The organism is Microcoleus sp. MON1_C5, assembly GCF_036701875.1.
Lineage (GTDB): Bacteria > Cyanobacteriota > Cyanobacteriia > Cyanobacteriales > Microcoleaceae > Microcoleus.
Map to the genome: position 1 here is coordinate 84,540 of NZ_JAUBRN010000015.1, position 16,453 is coordinate 100,992.

Genomic DNA, 16,453 nt, shown 5'->3' on the forward strand with positions numbered 1-16,453 from the left:
TCTAAAATCTAAAATCTAAAATGGTATTAGGGGCTGTCCGCCGAGTTCGAGGGATTTGCTCAAAGTGCTGAGAATGCGGATTAATTCGACGGAAGCCGCGCCCGAAGAGGTAAGACAGGGGGTATTTGTTTGCACGCAGTTGAGGAAGCGATCGCACACTCGCCTCAGCGGTTCTACTTGTTCTAAACTCAACACTTCGCGGTGTCTGATGCTTGTTGGCTGCGGCGCGATCCTCTTCGAGGGCTTCGCTAACGCACTTTCAAAAGAGTTATTCTCTTCGCCCCGGTAATCTGAAGGGCCGCGCTGCAAAATCAGGGGAGTTTCTGGCAACATTTCATCAAAAATCAAGGTTCCCAAACTGCCAACAACTGTTAAGCGCCGTTGTTTGTCGGGATTTAGCCAGCACAGGTGAATAAATGCTTGAAATCCGTCGGGATAGGTGAGCGTTACCCAAACTAAATCTGCTAGTTTTTCTGCAGGATTAGTAGTCAGCAGTGAAGGAGCCAATTGATTTTCAATTTCTGCTGCTTCTTTATTTATTCCTGATTCCTTATTCCCTTTTCCTGATTCCTTCGGAAACACAGTGCCGATCGCCCTTACTTCAATTGGCGTTTGTTCCAGCCAAGTATTGAAAATAGCGATATCGTGAATAGCCAAGTCCCAAAGGGCATCAACGTCATGGCGCACCGGTTTAAAATGGGTGCGCTGGGCGTAACCGTAGCGCAATTTTCCGAGTTGATGCTGTTGAATAATTCTTTGGCCTCGATCGACTGCTGGATGAAACAGATAAGTGTGGTCAACGAAGAGTTGTCGCTGCTGTTTTTCGGCTAATTGACTGAGTTCTATTGCTTCAGTGAGGTTGAGGGCGAGGGGTTTTTCTGCTAAGACGTGGTAGCCTTGTTTCAGCGCTGCTGCTGCGAGGGTGTAGTGTGTGGAAGCTGGAGTGGCGATCGCCACAGCTTGCAGTCCCGGCAAGGCTTGCACTTGAGACCAATCGGTAGCTAGAATCACCGAGGCATCGAGATTAAACTGTTTTTGAACAGCCACCAATGAATCTCGATTCGGGTCTACCACCGCTAAAACTTGGCTGTTGGGATGTTCGAGAAAGTTGCGAATTAGGTTAACTCCCCAGCGACCTGCCCCCAATACAGCTATTCCGATTTTCATTGATAATAATTTAAAAAATCGCACATTAATTATAGCATATTTTGTTATTATTATCTATGTTTTTATTCAAAAAAATCACTGTTGACTGTTGACTGTGGGCAGTAGTTATTGGTTATTGGTTATTGGTGGCAGCTAACAAATAACAAATAACTGATAACACCACTCAACAGTCAACAGTCAACAGTCAACTAACTACTGACTATCAACTAATTTATTGAAAGCTGCCTGAGCCGCTGCTTGTTCGGCCGCTTTGATCGATCGACCTTTTCCCTCTGCTACCAACTTTCCCTGAATGAGAACTTCTGCGGTAAAACGATCTTCCCCGCCCTGCACTGTCCCGGTTTCTTGGACGCTATATTTGGGCAAAGTTTTGTATTTGCCTTGAGTCAACTCTTGGAGAGCAGCTTTGTAGTTTTGGCGGGCAGGATCGCTGCGGATTTCCGCCGCTAGGCGTTGAAAGTGAGAATCTAGCCAAGGGCGAATTAATTCTAACGTCTGGGTACTCAAATAAAGCGCAGCCAGTACCGCTTCCAAAGCATCTGCCAGCCGGGGTTCAGCGCCTGTTTTGTCCGAGGCGGCACTGCTGGAAACAATTAAATAGCGATCGAACCCGTAACTTTCAGCGATTTTAGCAAGAATGCGATCGCTCACCAAGATCGATCGAATAGCAGCAAATTCCCCCACTGTACAGTCAGGATAAATCTCAAACAACAATTCCGACGCCGCCAGCCGCACAACTGCATCCCCGACAAACTCTAGTTGCTCGTAATTTGCCTTAGCTGACGCGCTCGCATGAGTCAAAGCTAAATCGAGGAGATGCCATTTTATCGAAGCATCCTTCGTCAGTCCCAATTTTTGAATTAATGTTTCAAGTTGCTTTTGGCGACCCGGATAAATCATACCATTTTAGATTTTAGATTTTAGATTTTAGATTTTAAATTTTAAATTTGGGAATGACGGATGACTATCTGGGTTGAGAACTTGTCAAAAGTTGCATTTTTTTTTACAGGTATCAGATCCATCTTAATAACTTTTTCATTAAAAAAATAAATATTTATCCGGGTGATTATGGTGCACCTTACCCCAAATCTTCCTCCGGGTGTGCAGTGCACACCGTTCCCAACAAAAAACAGGTTGAAAGGATTTGTTGACCTTATTCCCAAGCGGTAATTTTAATTAAATGGGGGGGAAAAAGTCGGACATAAGCCGGGTTCTGTTCTCTCAACTGCAAGCAGTTTTCGAGGGCAGTTATCTATCTGGGGCGCCTGTTACCAGACGCCTCAAGCGGTACCAAAAAACGGAACTGGTAAAAAACCAACCATAGTCCCTCCGACCTTGCTCCCAACTGGGGTTTACCGAGCCAGCACCTCTCGATGCTGCTGGTGCGCTCTTACCGCACCTTTGCACCCTTACCCCCTAACACTTTGCGATTTTCGATGCTTGATTTTTGATTCAATCTCAAATCTCAAATCTCAAATCGGGGGGCGGTATCTTTCTGTGGCACTATCCTCACGATCGCTCGCACTGGGCGTTACCCAGCAAGTTTGGTTTTTCGGGAGCCCGGACTTTCCTCAGACAAGCTTTCGCTCATCCGCAACCGCCTGCGCCTACTTTTTCCCCAGATTTATTGTACGCGATCGTTCGTCAATCAATTTAAGATTTGAGATTGAAGATTTTAACTTGTCGCCGACTTAATTTGGACATTTGTGTTTATTCAAACTCTTGTACGGTAGGCCCGAAAGCCCGCCCAACAATTAAATTTCCATGCAACTCCCCTTAAATTGACTCACGGATGAATCAGGGGGCTGAAAAGTTGGGAATTCTCATGCAAGGATTTATGGCACGGATTCAACTAGGGGTACGAAACCTTTTTCCCTCACATAATTTTTAATTATTCAATCTTCAATCCCCAATCTCAAATCTTCCATTCGGTTACTTTAATGAGTCCTCTTTCACAGTAGAAAAATTATCAAACCAGCCGCGTTTCCAGAAGAAGTAAACTAAACCAGAGGCGATCCCTAGCATAATTGCCCAACAAAGCGGATAGCCAAAATACCAGTTCAGTTCCGGCATATTCCAGGGAGATGTCTCTGTATTGAAATTCATCCCGTATACTCCCGCCACAAAAGTTAGAGGAATAAAGATACTCGAAATCACCGTCAGCAACTTCATGATTTCATTCATTTTATTACCAACCGAAGACAAGTAAACATCCATCAAACCCGAAGACAACTCTCGATAGGTTTCGACCATATCCATCACCTGCACCGTGTGATCGTAACAGTCGCGCAGGTAAATTCGCACCTCGGGACTAATCAAATCACTGCTATCTCGAATCAAAACATTAATTGCATCCCGCTGCGGCCAAATGGCGCGGCGCAGAGTCAGCAATTCTCGCCGGATTTTATAGATTTTTTCCAGGGTTTTGCGGGTAGGGTTCAGCACCACTTCATCCTCTAATTCTTCAATGCGCTCTCCGTAAACTTCTAATACAGGGAAGAATCCATCTATAATCGAATCTAACAGAGTATAAGCCAGATAATCAGCTCCGTGTTTGCGAATTATTCCTTGTCCTTTACGAATGCGCTCGCGCACTGGTTCAAAACAATCATAGTCCGGTTCTTCCTGAACAGTTAACAGGTAATGCTTGCCCAAAATCAAACTTACTTGTTCTTTATGAAAAGTATCTAATTCTGGATGGAGCATCACCATCCAAGCAATGATTAAAATGTGTTCTTCATAGTCTACTACTTTCGGTCGCTGGGGCACATTAACTACATCTTCCTGAGCCATTAAGTGTAAATTAAACACTTCGCCCATTTGCCGCCAAGTTTCTTTGTTTCCCAATCCCAACATATCAACCCAAGAAACAGATGCTGTATCTAAATACGCAGCAGCTTTGTGAGGATTTGCCAATTTGGCGCGAGTTGCGGCTGTTTCGCAATAGTCAATTAATACAATCTCCGGAGGCGGCGCATCTGGTTCTAAGTCGAGAGTTCCCGGCGGAGCCCCCGGATCGTCGTAAAAATAGTCAACATAGGAATCATCATCATCATCTTCTTGAATTTGTTTTGCAACGGCACTAGAAGTATGTATGCTTTTGTATACCATGCTAATATTCCTGACTTTTAGAAACTTTAATTAGATTATCATTTTTCTGGTGCAACTACCAATTACCAATGACTAATTACCTCTGCCGAATGGGAATCTCGATCGCAAATTCAGTTCCCTCTCCGGGCGCGGAAATGCACTGCAGCGTCCCTCCGTGTCTTTCCACCACAATCTGATACGAGATAGACAGTCCCAAGCCTGTACCTTTGCCTACTGGTTTAGTAGTAAAAAACGGGTCAAACACCCGACCTTTAACAGGCTCTGCCATTCCACACCCGTTATCGGAAATTACGATCGCAACCCGATTGTTCTCCAGCACCTCCGTGCGAATCCGAATCCACGGCAATGTGTCGCAAGTTAAAGGTAAACTAGCAAAATCTTGCTGTTCCTCTTCTGAATAACTCGCCACTTCCAACTTCCTATTCCTGACATCCGCTAAAGCATCAATAGCATTATTTAAAATATTCATAAACACTTGATTTAACTGCCCCACGTAGCACTGTATCTGCGGCAATTCCCCATATTCTTTAACTATTTGAATATGACGATTCCTGCCATTTTCTTTAATCTTGTGTTGCAAAATTAACAGAGCGCTGTCTATTCCCTCGTGAATATTAACACGCTTAATATCTGATTCTTCCAGCCGGGAAAAGTTACGCAAAGACAGAACTATTTGACGAATTCGCTCGGCTCCAGTTTGAATTGAACTCAGCAGATGCGGGAAATCCTCTTTCATGAATTCCAGTTCTATTTCTTCTGCCAAATCTTGGATAACAGCAACAGGTTCCGGGTAGTGTGCGTGGTACAAACTGCACAGTTCCAGCAAGTTTTTGGCATACTCACTAGCGTAAGTGATATTACCGTAAATAAAACTGACAGGATTATTGATTTCGTGAGCAATTCCCGCCACTAGCTGTCCCAAACCAGACATCTTTTCCGCTTGAATTAGTTGAGCTTGAGTCCTGCCTAATTGTTTCAATGTTTGCTCTAGCTGGCGATTTTTATGTTTTAATTGAGCTTCGGCTTGTTTGCGATTAGTAATATTGCGGGCTAGAATAATAATCTGATCTGAATTAAACGGCAACAGTCGGGCTTCATAAGTTTTTTCTCCTTCCGACAGGGAAACCGAATATTCTATATCGATTGAATTTCTTGTTTCGGAAATTTCCAAGATTGCTTGGGCAAATTGGCAGGCGACATTGTGTGGCAATATGTCGGTCATTCGTTGACCCATAAAATGTTCGGGCGGCACGTATAAACTCGATGAAGTTCCTGACAAATAATCCACAATTATACCGTCAGCATCTAGTCGAAAATACAAATCAGGCAAAGCGCGAAAAACTGCTTCTAACTCTAAAGTTTTTTGGCGCAATGCTTCCTCAGCGTAGTACCGATCGCTAATATCAAAAATCACCCCGTCCAAATAGCAAACGTTTCCATCTGCGTCGAACACAGGAGAACCTTTATCCCACACCCATTTAACCGTGCCGTCTGCTGCTAGCAAGCGGTATTCCAAGTTATAAGACTCTTTGTTTTCTATGCTTTGCCGAATAGTTGCTTCTACTTTTGCCAAATCTTGGGGGTAAATAATGCTAGCAAAAGTCCGGCATCTCCTGTCCAAAAGCCAAATAAAATCTGCGGCAGGGTAGCCGGTTAATAAGTAAACGGCATCGCTAATAAAATTAGTCGAAAAATCGCATTTCCAGCGATAAACCACGCCCGGAATATTAGCTACCAAAGACCTAAATCTTAATTCACTTCTACGCAAAGCTGCTTCGGATTCATGTCGTTCTGTAATATCGTGAGCGAAACCTAGCACTGCAAATACATTACCTTCCGCGTCGCGCAGGGGAAGTTTTTGGGTATCAAAAATATGTACTGAACCGTCAGCAATAGTTGCCACATCGCAGGGATTGTGGATGATGTCGCCGGCCAGTACAGCAGAGTCGTCTGTGCGGAAGCCTCGGATATTTTGGGCGGAATTCCCAAACACAATATCTTCTGAAAATCCTAACTCTAAATCGGATTTGCCAATTATTTCTTCGACTGTTTTGCCGATGGCTTGAGCGAAACTGCTGTTTGCCAAAATATAGCGAAAATTTTTGTCTTTGGCAAAAATCCAGTCGCTGGTTTTGTCTATTACTGTGCGTAGGAGTTGTTCAGAACGTTCGGTTTTTTCCAACGACGCCTGCAGTTCTAGTTCCAGGCACTTGCGAGCAGTAATGTTCTCAAAAGCAACACCGACGCAGTTGTTGGGTAATGGAAAAGCTTTAATAGAAAAAGCGCGAGTTATTCTCCCGCCTTCATCGCAGTCAATATCTTCAAGTTCTACGGCTTTCTGGCTGCGAATTACCGAAGCAAATGCTTGGGGAATGTTTTTCGATCGCAGGTGGGGAAAAATCTCGTCGATTGTCATTCCCAAAACATCAGCCATTTCTAATCCGGTAAATAGGGTAGCCGCAGGATTGGAGGCGATCGCCCTGAGGCTGCTGTCATCGTCTATATTTTCTAAATGGTAGACGTACAAACCAATTTGCATATTCTCGACAATTTGGTCGTAGAGGCGCACGCTTTCGTCTACCTGCCTGCGTTCGGTAATATCTTCAGTAATCCCCAAAACGTACTGAGGGCGGCCTGCGGCGTCGAGAATTGGCACTTTGCGGGTGTGCAGTATTCTCATACCTTTGTGGCGAGTTTGGATCGGCTCTTCGGCTATGTCTTTAACAGTAGATTGGTTATGATCGCTGGTCAATATTTCCCTGTCTTGAGCAGTGAAAACATCAGCTTGTTCTTTGGGGTAAATATCGTAGTCATTTTTGCCGATCGCCTCTTGAGAGGTAACACCTGCGATCGTTTCTCCGGCTTTATTCCACAGCACAAATTTCAGCGAAGAAGCATCTTTAGCAAAAACTCCCACCGGCAGATTTTCTACTACGGAATTGAGGAAGCCTCTAGCTGATTTTAATTCAGCTTCTGCACGCTTGCGTTCGATGCCTAAAGCGATGACATCGGCAACCGATGCTAAAGTGTCCTGAAAGGGTGTTGTCAGGGGCTGGCGGCTGATAATTACCATGACTCCCACCAGCCGTTCTTCGACTATCAAAGGGTAGCCGGCGAAGGTGAGAATTTGCTTAGGTATTGGGCAATTGGTCGGCTTTGGGCTGGTGTTGACAATTGCTACTTCGGAACTGTGTACCTCTTTTGATTTCACAGATTCTTCCTCTGGGAACCCAAAATTATTCAGTTCAAATCCGCAGTCAAATTCCGGTTTTTGCTGTTTGGCGATCGAGTTCACCTTACTTTCAATAAAGCTAGCCCGATCGTCTGTGCGACTGTATATTCCCGAGGCTGCTTGCAATTGCCAAAGATTATGTTGAGAGTTGAAAGTCCAAATTTCAGCAGAAGCGACATCAATATTCCGCACCATTGCCTGGCAGCAGGGAAGCAGGATATCTTGAGGGTGCTTGGTGAGGGCAATACCCACATCGGCTACCATTGCTGTGAGGCGAGAAGCTTGGGCTTTTTCTGCTTCCAATCGTTTGCGATCGGTGATATCTTCCACTAAAGAAAGCACAGTAAAAGTGTCGCCGCTGCGAATAATCGAGTTGAACCAGCGACACCAAATTACCTGTCCGCTTTTAGTATAGTTGCGGTTAATGGAAGTATTGCCGTTGCCAGTGGCTAGTTCAAGCTCGATCGCGCTTATAGCCTCTCTATCTTCCTGGCAAACCAAAGCCAAATCGCCGAAGTGCTTGCCCATCATATCATCGGATGTCCAGCCAAAGATTTCCTCGGCGCGTTTCGACCACTGAACGATCCGAAAATCTTCATCCCAGCCTACCATTGCCAGCGGACTGTTAGCTGCATTCAACCACAGTAAATGGTTCGATCGGCGTAACTGTTGAGTTTTCTGCTGCTGCCAGCGGTAGTGCCTGGTGATATCTCTACCGACGCCCAAAACCCGCATCTGGTTGCTAGAGGCATCCACCGCTGGCGTATAAGCAGTTTCGTAAATTTTAATCCCGCCGTCTGCCGCCATCACCTCATGAATTGCCAGCCGTTTTTCCCCGGTTATAAATACTTGTTGCAGGCAGGAATCAATCTGCGAGATTATATTTTTGACAGCCGCATTATTGGGATATAATTTTAATAATTCCTGATTAGTTTGGTTGACTATTTCAGCAGGCTCCAATCCCATCCAAGCAGCAGCGACAGGATTGATCGATAGGTACTTTTGCTGTCGATCGCACTCTAGGAAAGCATCAACAGAGTTAGAGAAAAAAGACTGAAACGAGTTGATAACTTCCTGCATGGGTATTTTTTCATGAGAAAAGCTTAGTATTAGGGAAACCTCGTGTCTTTAGACTCATATGTTGCACCATTTTCAATAAGCTTTTATGGGCGGGCAGGATGCCCACCCCACAAGAAATTAACTCTTTGTGGAACAGGCATCTTGCCTGTTATTGAGAATGGTGCAAGATGTGAGTATACCGATCAAGGAAACACTCATCAGGCAGTTTTCACCGCCTTGAATATTGATTATTGCTACACAGGGCTACTTGGACACTTCGTACTTTTGTGATCTATTTTTAACGGAACAATTACCGTTTCAAACATTTCACCCGCGATCGGATAGCAGCTTGGGCTTACACCCATATTTTTGATAACGTAATCAGTTAAGACGATAGCTAGTCAACTATCTCTTTTGATTAGGGCATAAAGCCCCATCTCTTCCGAGCGGGGTGCTGACTTGCTTAAGCTCTAAAATTTTCCTAAAGTTAGTTTAACCCACTCAAATCTTTTTGGGCACTGTACTGCTGCGTTTCCCGGTGCAATTTTCGGCGCTGTTCCCTATAATACAAAAATTTTAAAGAAATAGTATTTTTGGGAATATAACTTAATTACAGCAGATGCTCTTTTTTTAAACCAGACCCAGCGGATACAAAAGCGAGATGGAGAGACGGGGACACGGGGAGGTGGGCAGAGGTGGAATCCACAACCTGCGAGAAAAATGCTTCAGAAATGCCAGACAGCTTACCGATTCGCAATTCCCAATTCCCGATTCTCAATTCTCGATTCGCAATTCCCAATTCGGTAATCTGAAAGCGGTTTGGCAGTACGCGAAGCAAAGAACGCAAGCCGTGCAAAGCCATGTAACATAAAGATTGCGATATTTTTCTACGTAATATGGAACTATTAGATACCTTGATTGTGGGTGCGGGTATTAGCGGTTTGAGTTTGGCGCACGCACTTCACAAGGAAGCAACGAGTCCATCCTCGCTGAAGATTTTAGTCGCTGAGAGTCAAGGACGTGTGGGCGGGAACATCACCACTGTGACAGCGGGGGGGTTTCTCTGGGAGGAGGGCCCGAACAGTTTTTCGCCGACGCCAGAATTGATGAAGTTGGCTGTGGATGTGGGATTGAAGCAGGAGTTGATTTTTGCCGATCGCAAATTGCCTCGTTTTGTTTATTGGCAAAAAAAGCTGCAACCAGTGCCGATGACTCCACCGGCGATGATTCAGTCTCAGTTGCTGAGTTTTCCAGGGAAACTGCGGGCGTTGTTCGGGGCTTTGGGGTTTGTCGCGCCGGCAATCGGTGCTCGACTTTCGCAGCAGGGTGACGAGGAAACTGTTTCTCAATTTTTCCGCCGTCATCTCGGTACGGAAGTGATGCAGCGGTTGGTGGAACCTTTTGTTTCGGGGGTTTATGCCGGCGATCCGCAACAACTTAGCGCGGCGGCGGCTTTTGGCCGGGTAGCAAAGATGGCTGATGTGGGTGGCGGGCTGGTGGCGGGGGCGCTGCTTTCTGCTAGGAAAAGACCGAAGCCAATGCCTGCAGACCCGAATGTTCCTAAGACTAGACCGGGGGAGTTGGGGTCGTTCAAACAGGGCTTGAAGGCTCTGCCGGAGGCGATCGCTGCTCAATTGGGCGATCGAGTGAAACTCAATTGGCACCTGACTCGCCTCCAGCGTACAGAACGCGAAACTTACATTGCTGTATTCTCGACGCCCGACGGACAGCAGGAAGTTGAGGCGCGCACCGTGGTTTTGACAACGCCCGCTTACGTTACAGCCGATTTGTTGCAGCCTCTGCAACCGAAAGTTAGCAGTGCTTTACAAGCTTTTACTTATCCTACGGTTGCCTGCGTTGTTTTAGCATATCCGCAGTCGGATGTCAAGGAAAAATTAGTAGGTTTTGGAAATTTAATTCCGAGGGGGCAGGGAATTCGCACTCTAGGGACGATTTGGACATCGAGTTTATTTGCCGATCGCGCGCCTGCAGGGTGGCAAACTCTCAGCAGTTACATCGGCGGGGCTACTGATTCGGAAATTGGCAATCTCGACTCAGAACAAATCGTTCGCGAGGTGCACCGAGATTTGTCCCGGATTTTGCTGAAACCAGATGTGCCACAGCCAAAAGTTTTAGCGGTGAATGTGTGGAAGCGGGCGATTCCTCAGTACAATTTGGGTCATTTCGATCGCCTGCAACAAATCGATGAGGGCTTAAAATCTTTGCCTGGGGTGTATTTGTGCAGCAACTACGTTGGCGGAGTGGCTTTGGGAGATTGCGTGCGAAGAGGTTTTGAGCGTGCACGAGAAGTGGGCGAGTATTTGCAGAACAAACAATCAGATACTCGATCGATCTGAATTATTGTGTGGGGAGGGCGGGTTTACAAATATCGAGTATGTTAATCCGAGATATTGGTGAACCCGCACCTAAAGCCTTCTGCCTTCATATCCGCTGCCCAATGCCGAATGTTACTAGGTTGTGGGTTCAAATTTGTAACCCACCCCCCGGACGGTTTGAATCATCGGCATTTGATTGGGATCTAGTTCAATTTTGCGGCGAATTTGACCGATATGGACATCCACCACGCGATCGGCTCCTACATACTCGTAGTCCCACACTTCATGCAGCAATTCCGATCGCCTCCACACGCGACCGGGTTTGCTGGCCAAACAGTACAGCAGGTCGAATTCTAAAGCAGTCAAAGCAACCATCTGACTGCCGAGAATTACCTCGCGGCGAACCGGATCTATTAGTAGCTCTCCAAAAGTAAGAGTTTTTTGTTCAGCGGGAGTAACAATGCGTTTGCGCTTCAAAATTGCTGCAACGCGAGCTCCAATTTCTACAAGACTAAAAGGTTTAGTAATGTAGTCGTCAGCACCTTCGGCAAACCCTTTCATTTTGTCAGCTTCATCGGTTCGGGCAGTCAGCATCAACACAAACACGCCGGTGCGTCTTTGCATTTCTTGACACAGTTTGTAACCAGTTGTATCAGGTAAATTTACATCTAGAACTACTAAGTCAGGATTGAGTTGCTCAAATAATTCCAGACCAGTCTGACCGTCCTCGCCAGACTCAACTTGATAACCTTGCTGGCTCAAAAAACGGTGAATTAAATTTCGGATTGCCGGGTCGTCATCAACCACAAGGATTTTTACAGGGGCCATGACCACAAGTTTGCTTGAAGAATTAGGCAAGAATATTCAGCCATAATAATAGAAAACTGGATACAAATCTCGAAAAAATTGAGCTTTTAATAGTTATAGCCCTATTTATAACCTACGCAAAATTTCAGGCAATAAATCTCCAGGAACTTTGGATAAGGCTAAATTTTGGCCTGGCAGCCCACATTCACTATAGAAAGCTCTAATCGTTTTGACAATATAGCTCAATGCTGTTTGCCGGGAATCAGCAGCTTGGGAGTTGGCCGCGGCTTGCAAGTTGAGTTTATCCCCATATGTTAACCCTTTGTCATTGAGATGTTGTCCCCATTCGGCACACACTTGCAACTGGTGGTGCAGTGCTGCTTCTAGATGGCTTGTCTGTGCGACTTTATTAGCGGCGAAATGTGGGTCGGTGGCTAGTTGATAGTGGGCTAGTCCGAGATTGTTGCGGGCGGCCAAGGCGTCAAAGGTGAGTTGGGTTCGATCGAGCTCTCCGGCGATATCCAAGGCCGTTTCGTAGGCGGTAATCGCCTGCTGCAATGATTCCGTCCGCGCCTGTTTCTGCTGAAACTGGTTCGCCAAATGCCAATAAGCGGTACCGAGATTATTGTAGGTGGCGGCTGCTGCTGCGGGTACTAATTCTCGGGTGCGGTATTTCAATGCTTCGCGGTAGGCGGAAATCGCCCTGACTAGCAGGGGTTCTGAGGGTTCGTGCTGGGCGAGATTCCAGCAGGCGGTACCGAGGTTGTTTTGCACTCCGGCATAGTTGAGGGGTTCTCGTTCGGGACTGTAGCAGGAGAGAGCTTGGGTGTAAGCTGCGATCGCGCTTTTGAGATATACGATCGGCTCACCATCTTGAGCTAAATTCCAGTATGCTGTCGCCAAATTATTCTGAGCAGCAGCGTACTGCTGGGGCTCCACGGCGGGGTCTAGATCCAGCAGCGCTTGTTGGTAAGCTGCAACTGCGTGCTGCAAGTTCTCTGTCTTGTCTCGATAGCGGGCTAAATCTGCCGAGGCGATTCCCAAATTTTTGTTTAATCTAACGCGGGTTTGGGGTACGGTTTCGCCATCTGTTCGGTTCAAACCTTCAAGGTAGAGGGCGATGCTGCGTTCAAGGCTGGATACCGGATCTGAGGCGTTGAGGGCATTGGTGCGATCGCGCGACAGCATCCAGTAGAGAGTGCCGAGATCGTTGAGCAGATCGGAAATTGGCGGTAGGCTGTTGGACTCCTGGGCGTACTGAGTTAAATTTTGTTTCAATTGGGCAATCAGCCGCGCGCATTCCTCAGTTAGTGGTTGATTTTGCTGCGAGTTGGTGTCAGCGTCGAGATACGCAATCACTTGTTCGATCGCGCGAATGGCGATTGTCAGGTTGTGCTCTGAAACGTCTCCGCCCAGAATGCGATCGCGGTAGTAATTCCCCAAACTGTGATAGGCCAAAGCCAAAGCTTCGCAAGAACACTGATGTTCTTGCAGCAGTTCGATGTATTGCAGGGTTTGCAGCGGCAGAAAATTGTCCTCCGATGTGGCATCATTTTCTGCTTCCAACTCCTCAGAAGCCGCTGCTAGCACCAAATCTGCCAGTTGGAGGGATTTAGAATCTGGCGCTGGGGACGGGGGAGGGGAAATTGGGGATTGTTCGTCCTCTGTCAGTTGGACGGATTTAGAATCTGGCGCTGGGGACGGGGGATAGGAAATTGGGGATTGTTCGTCGGGAATTGGGGATTGTCCAGACAAAGAAGGTATTAAAAGTTGGTTGCCAAAGTCTCCCTTGTCCCGTAAGTTTCGCAAGTCTCCGGAGTTCCCGAAGTCATCAAAGTGCCCGAAGTCTCCCTTAGCTGGAGTTGGTTCGCCTTCAAACTCAAATACTCCGGTTCGCCAGTGCCAAAATTCCGGGGCCGAGTGCTCGATCGAACTCAGCCAGGGCCGCGACACCCACAGCAACACAGTAGACTCGCACATTTGCAGGTTTGCTTCGATGTCTCTCAAATAGCTCAGGAACGACCACTGCACGGCTGCTGACTGCCTGGTCAGGTGTTCTGCCCCGATAATTTGAAATGTCGGCCAAGGGCTGTAACTGCCCCTGTTTTGCGGCGGTGGGTGTTGGGTCAGCCACGCCGCGATCGAACCCCAAGGATTTGGATCGCTCAAGTCAAGTTCCAAACTGACAAATCGGGGGTAGTGGATCGGGGAGCGAGGATCGGAGCCTGCGCTCTCTGCGGCTAATTCTGTCTGCAAGCGGGCTGCCAGACAGTCCCGCAAGCACAAGTCGTCGCAGGCGGCGATAAAAATTTGACGGCGTAAATTGAGGTCGATCGCCTGTTTCAAGCGTTGGTAGATCAGCTTGTTCGAGCTAGAAACTTTTTGGGAAGGAATAGACATCAGGGTGAGCCGATTTTAGATTTTAGATTTTAGATTTTAGGTTTTAGATTTTGGATTGTAGATTTTAGATTGTAGAGTTGAGAGTTGAAATCTCGATCGCTCATAACTCACAACTAAGCCCTGAAGGCAGTCAATCGCACCGGTGATGACTAAAGGATTGTAGATTTTCAATTGGCAATTTTATGTGGGTGACGAACCAGTGTGATTAAGTGCAACCCAAGTCCCTGAAGCTGACAGCCGAGAGCAAAGAACCAAATTTCTGCGGGTCTTATATCGTTTCCGGTTGGATGGGCACGATCGAGTCAAGGTCAATAATTCCACATTCCGCCACTCCCCACTCCCCACTCCCCACTCCCAATCATTCCGGTGTAACCGGAATTGATATTATTTAGCTTTCCAGCTCGCTCGGCACCCTTCAGGACTATCGCAACTACCTGCTTTGTATTGAAACACAAAAACCATGTTTCCATTGGTTGGAAAACATGGTTTGTTGAATGATTATTTAAAATTGCGATTTGAATCAGCTTTGAGTGTAAGCCCAGCTTTTAGACGGAAGCAGCCACGAACACCAAACCAGCGACCAACATGGCTGCTGCAATTCCCATGATGATATAGTTCCGTTGCTGATTTTGGTTGGGAGGTACGGCTTCATACACCTTCGGCTCTTTAGCAAAGTTGTTCAGGCGTCCATCGTCATCTTTGATGTAAGGCATCAGTCACAATCCTTAATATTTTTGATGTTTACAACTGTACCAAAAAAGCGCCCAGGAAAATTCGGCCATTTATTTGGAGGTGACAGTGCCTGTTTGGGGGGAAGAGGCGATCGCGTAATCTTTGATCGGCATTCTTCCTGCTAAGTACGCCAGCCGCCCCGCTTCTGCTGCCATTCCCATTGCTTTGGCCATTGCCGGGGAATTTTGGGCATTGGCGATCGCGGAATTAATCAACAGTGCATCGGCTCCCATTTCCATTGCTCGCGCCGCTTCGCTGGGCGTTCCGATTCCCGCATCGACTACCACAGGAATATTTACCGTGTCAATAATTATTTGAATGTTGGCCGCATTGTTGATCCCTTGCCCTGAACCGATGGGCGAACCTAAAGGCATGACTGTCGCACAACCGACTTCTTCGAGGCGTTTTGCCAGCAAGGGATCGGCATTGATGTAGGGCAAAACGGCAAAACCTTCTTTAACTAATTGTTCTGCTGCTTCCAAAGTGCCGATCGGATCTGGGAGCAAATATTTAGAATCGGGAATCACTTCTAATTTGACAAAATTATTGTCTTCTTGCCCTAAAAGTTTCGCCATTTCCCGGCCCAAACGAGCTACTCTAATCGCCTCATCCGCAGTTTGACAACCGGCAGTATTTGGCAGCATCCAAATTTTAGTCCAATCAAGAGCCTCTGCCAATCCTTCATGGCCGGGAGCATTTGTTTGCACTCGCCGCACAGCTACAGTCACAATTTCGCACCTGCTAGCGTTGACACTTTGCTGCATTTCTGCAATGCTGCGATATTTTCCCGTCCCCGTCATCAAGCGAGAATGAAAAGTTTTGCCGGCAATAACCAGAGGTTTATCGAAAGATTTAGTGGCTGTATCTACTGGATAGCCAAAAATGCTGTTCTCAAGTGCCTCTGCCCGGTGTACTGTGCCACCCATCATCTCTTCAAGCTGCCGACCTTCTTCTCTGGTTAGATCGTCGCGGGTAACAGCATATAAAATTTGCCCAACTGTCATCAATTTGGCATCTCGCGACATATTATTTTTTAAGCTGGTTTGTATAATTTCTTCAAATTCCTTAAAAACGTCTTTCATTTTCCCATTCCTCCCTAGTAAGTTTTTGATGGTTTTCGCTTGCGAATACTAATATAATGGTTTCAATCAGTTGCATTTCGTCCCTATAAAAAGCTTTTCTGATGCCGCCGTTTATCTTCCAAAACTCGTAACTTTTTCGATTGACATGAATAATTACGACTGCCACACCTTGACTTTTTGCCCTGCTGATTCGTTCTTGAACTCAATATGTGATGTTTTAAGTCTCTTCTGTCAACTCCTTAAATTCGCAAATCTGACCGTCTCTCTCAGCATCTGGCGTTGTCACACCCTCTACTTCTTGCTCGCTCAGCATTTTAACTCTCATCCCTATTTTAGCCAAAACTTCAGCAAGAAAGAATTCCGAATTATTAAGATTTTGGTGGCGTTGGATTAGGACAAATCCGCCAGCTATCTCATCACAATAATATCGCTGATATTGGGATTCTGCATTTTCGTAGATGGCTCTACTTGTCTCGATATATTCTGAATTCACCTTTATTATACTGTCAATGGGCTCCTATCGGGTA

10 protein-coding genes and 1 other RNA gene are annotated in these 16,453 nt (G+C 46.4%); 1 reads left to right on the plus strand and 10 read right to left on the minus strand.

Going from position 1 to position 16,453, the window contains the following annotated elements:
* Positions 1–15 precede the first annotated feature (15 nt).
* The 5 genes from QUA71_RS10265 to QUA71_RS10285 all read right to left on the minus strand — a co-directional run bounded on the left by QUA71_RS10265 (position 16) and on the right by QUA71_RS10285 (position 8,590).
* Positions 16–1,167 carry a Gfo/Idh/MocA family oxidoreductase gene (locus tag QUA71_RS10265; RefSeq protein WP_333284584.1) on the minus strand — a complete coding sequence of 384 codons (1,152 nt, stop codon included), beginning with the start codon at positions 1,165–1,167 and terminating at the stop codon, positions 16–18.
* A gap of 192 nt (positions 1,168–1,359) precedes the next feature.
* A complete protein-coding gene (rnc, locus tag QUA71_RS10270; protein WP_333284586.1) occupies positions 1,360–2,067 on the minus strand; it encodes a ribonuclease III in 708 nt (235 codons plus the stop codon).
* A 287-nt stretch (positions 2,068–2,354) separates the two neighbouring features.
* Positions 2,355–2,781, minus strand: an RNA gene (gene rnpB / locus QUA71_RS10275) — RNase P RNA component class A.
* A gap of 318 nt (positions 2,782–3,099) precedes the next feature.
* Entirely contained in the window at positions 3,100–4,278 is a 1,179-nt protein-coding gene (gene corA, locus QUA71_RS10280) for a magnesium/cobalt transporter CorA (RefSeq protein WP_333284588.1), read from the minus strand.
* Positions 4,279–4,354: 76 nt separating this feature from the next.
* Positions 4,355–8,590, minus strand: coding sequence for a PAS domain-containing protein (locus tag QUA71_RS10285; RefSeq protein WP_333284590.1), 4,236 nt, complete (start codon positions 8,588–8,590; stop codon positions 4,355–4,357).
* Positions 8,591–9,465: 875 nt separating this feature from the next.
* On the opposite strand from QUA71_RS10285, the gene hemG reads away from it, so the two are divergent.
* Positions 9,466–10,926 (plus strand): protoporphyrinogen oxidase, encoded by a 1,461-nt coding sequence (hemG, locus tag QUA71_RS10290; protein WP_333284591.1) that lies wholly within the window; start codon positions 9,466–9,468, stop codon positions 10,924–10,926.
* A 114-nt stretch (positions 10,927–11,040) separates the two neighbouring features.
* Here hemG and QUA71_RS10295 read toward each other — a convergent pair whose 3' ends face one another.
* The 5 genes from QUA71_RS10295 to QUA71_RS10315 form a co-directional block, all read right to left on the minus strand.
* Positions 11,041–11,733 (minus strand): response regulator transcription factor, encoded by a 693-nt coding sequence (locus QUA71_RS10295; protein WP_190663415.1) that lies wholly within the window; start codon positions 11,731–11,733, stop codon positions 11,041–11,043.
* Positions 11,734–11,838: 105 nt separating this feature from the next.
* Entirely contained in the window at positions 11,839–14,112 is a 2,274-nt protein-coding gene (locus QUA71_RS10300; protein ID WP_333284593.1) for a hypothetical protein, read from the minus strand.
* Positions 14,113–14,657: 545 nt separating this feature from the next.
* Positions 14,658–14,825 (minus strand): photosystem II assembly protein Psb34, encoded by a 168-nt coding sequence (gene psb34 / locus QUA71_RS10305; protein ID WP_333284595.1) that lies wholly within the window; start codon positions 14,823–14,825, stop codon positions 14,658–14,660.
* 69 nt (positions 14,826–14,894) lie between these two features.
* Positions 14,895–15,926, minus strand: coding sequence for a thiazole synthase (locus tag QUA71_RS10310; RefSeq protein ID WP_333284597.1), 1,032 nt, complete (start codon positions 15,924–15,926; stop codon positions 14,895–14,897).
* Between the two features lie 217 nt (positions 15,927–16,143).
* Positions 16,144–16,419 carry a hypothetical protein gene (locus tag QUA71_RS10315; RefSeq protein WP_333284599.1) on the minus strand — a complete coding sequence of 92 codons (276 nt, stop codon included), beginning with the start codon at positions 16,417–16,419 and terminating at the stop codon, positions 16,144–16,146.
* Between the last annotated feature and the right edge of the window lie 34 nt (positions 16,420–16,453).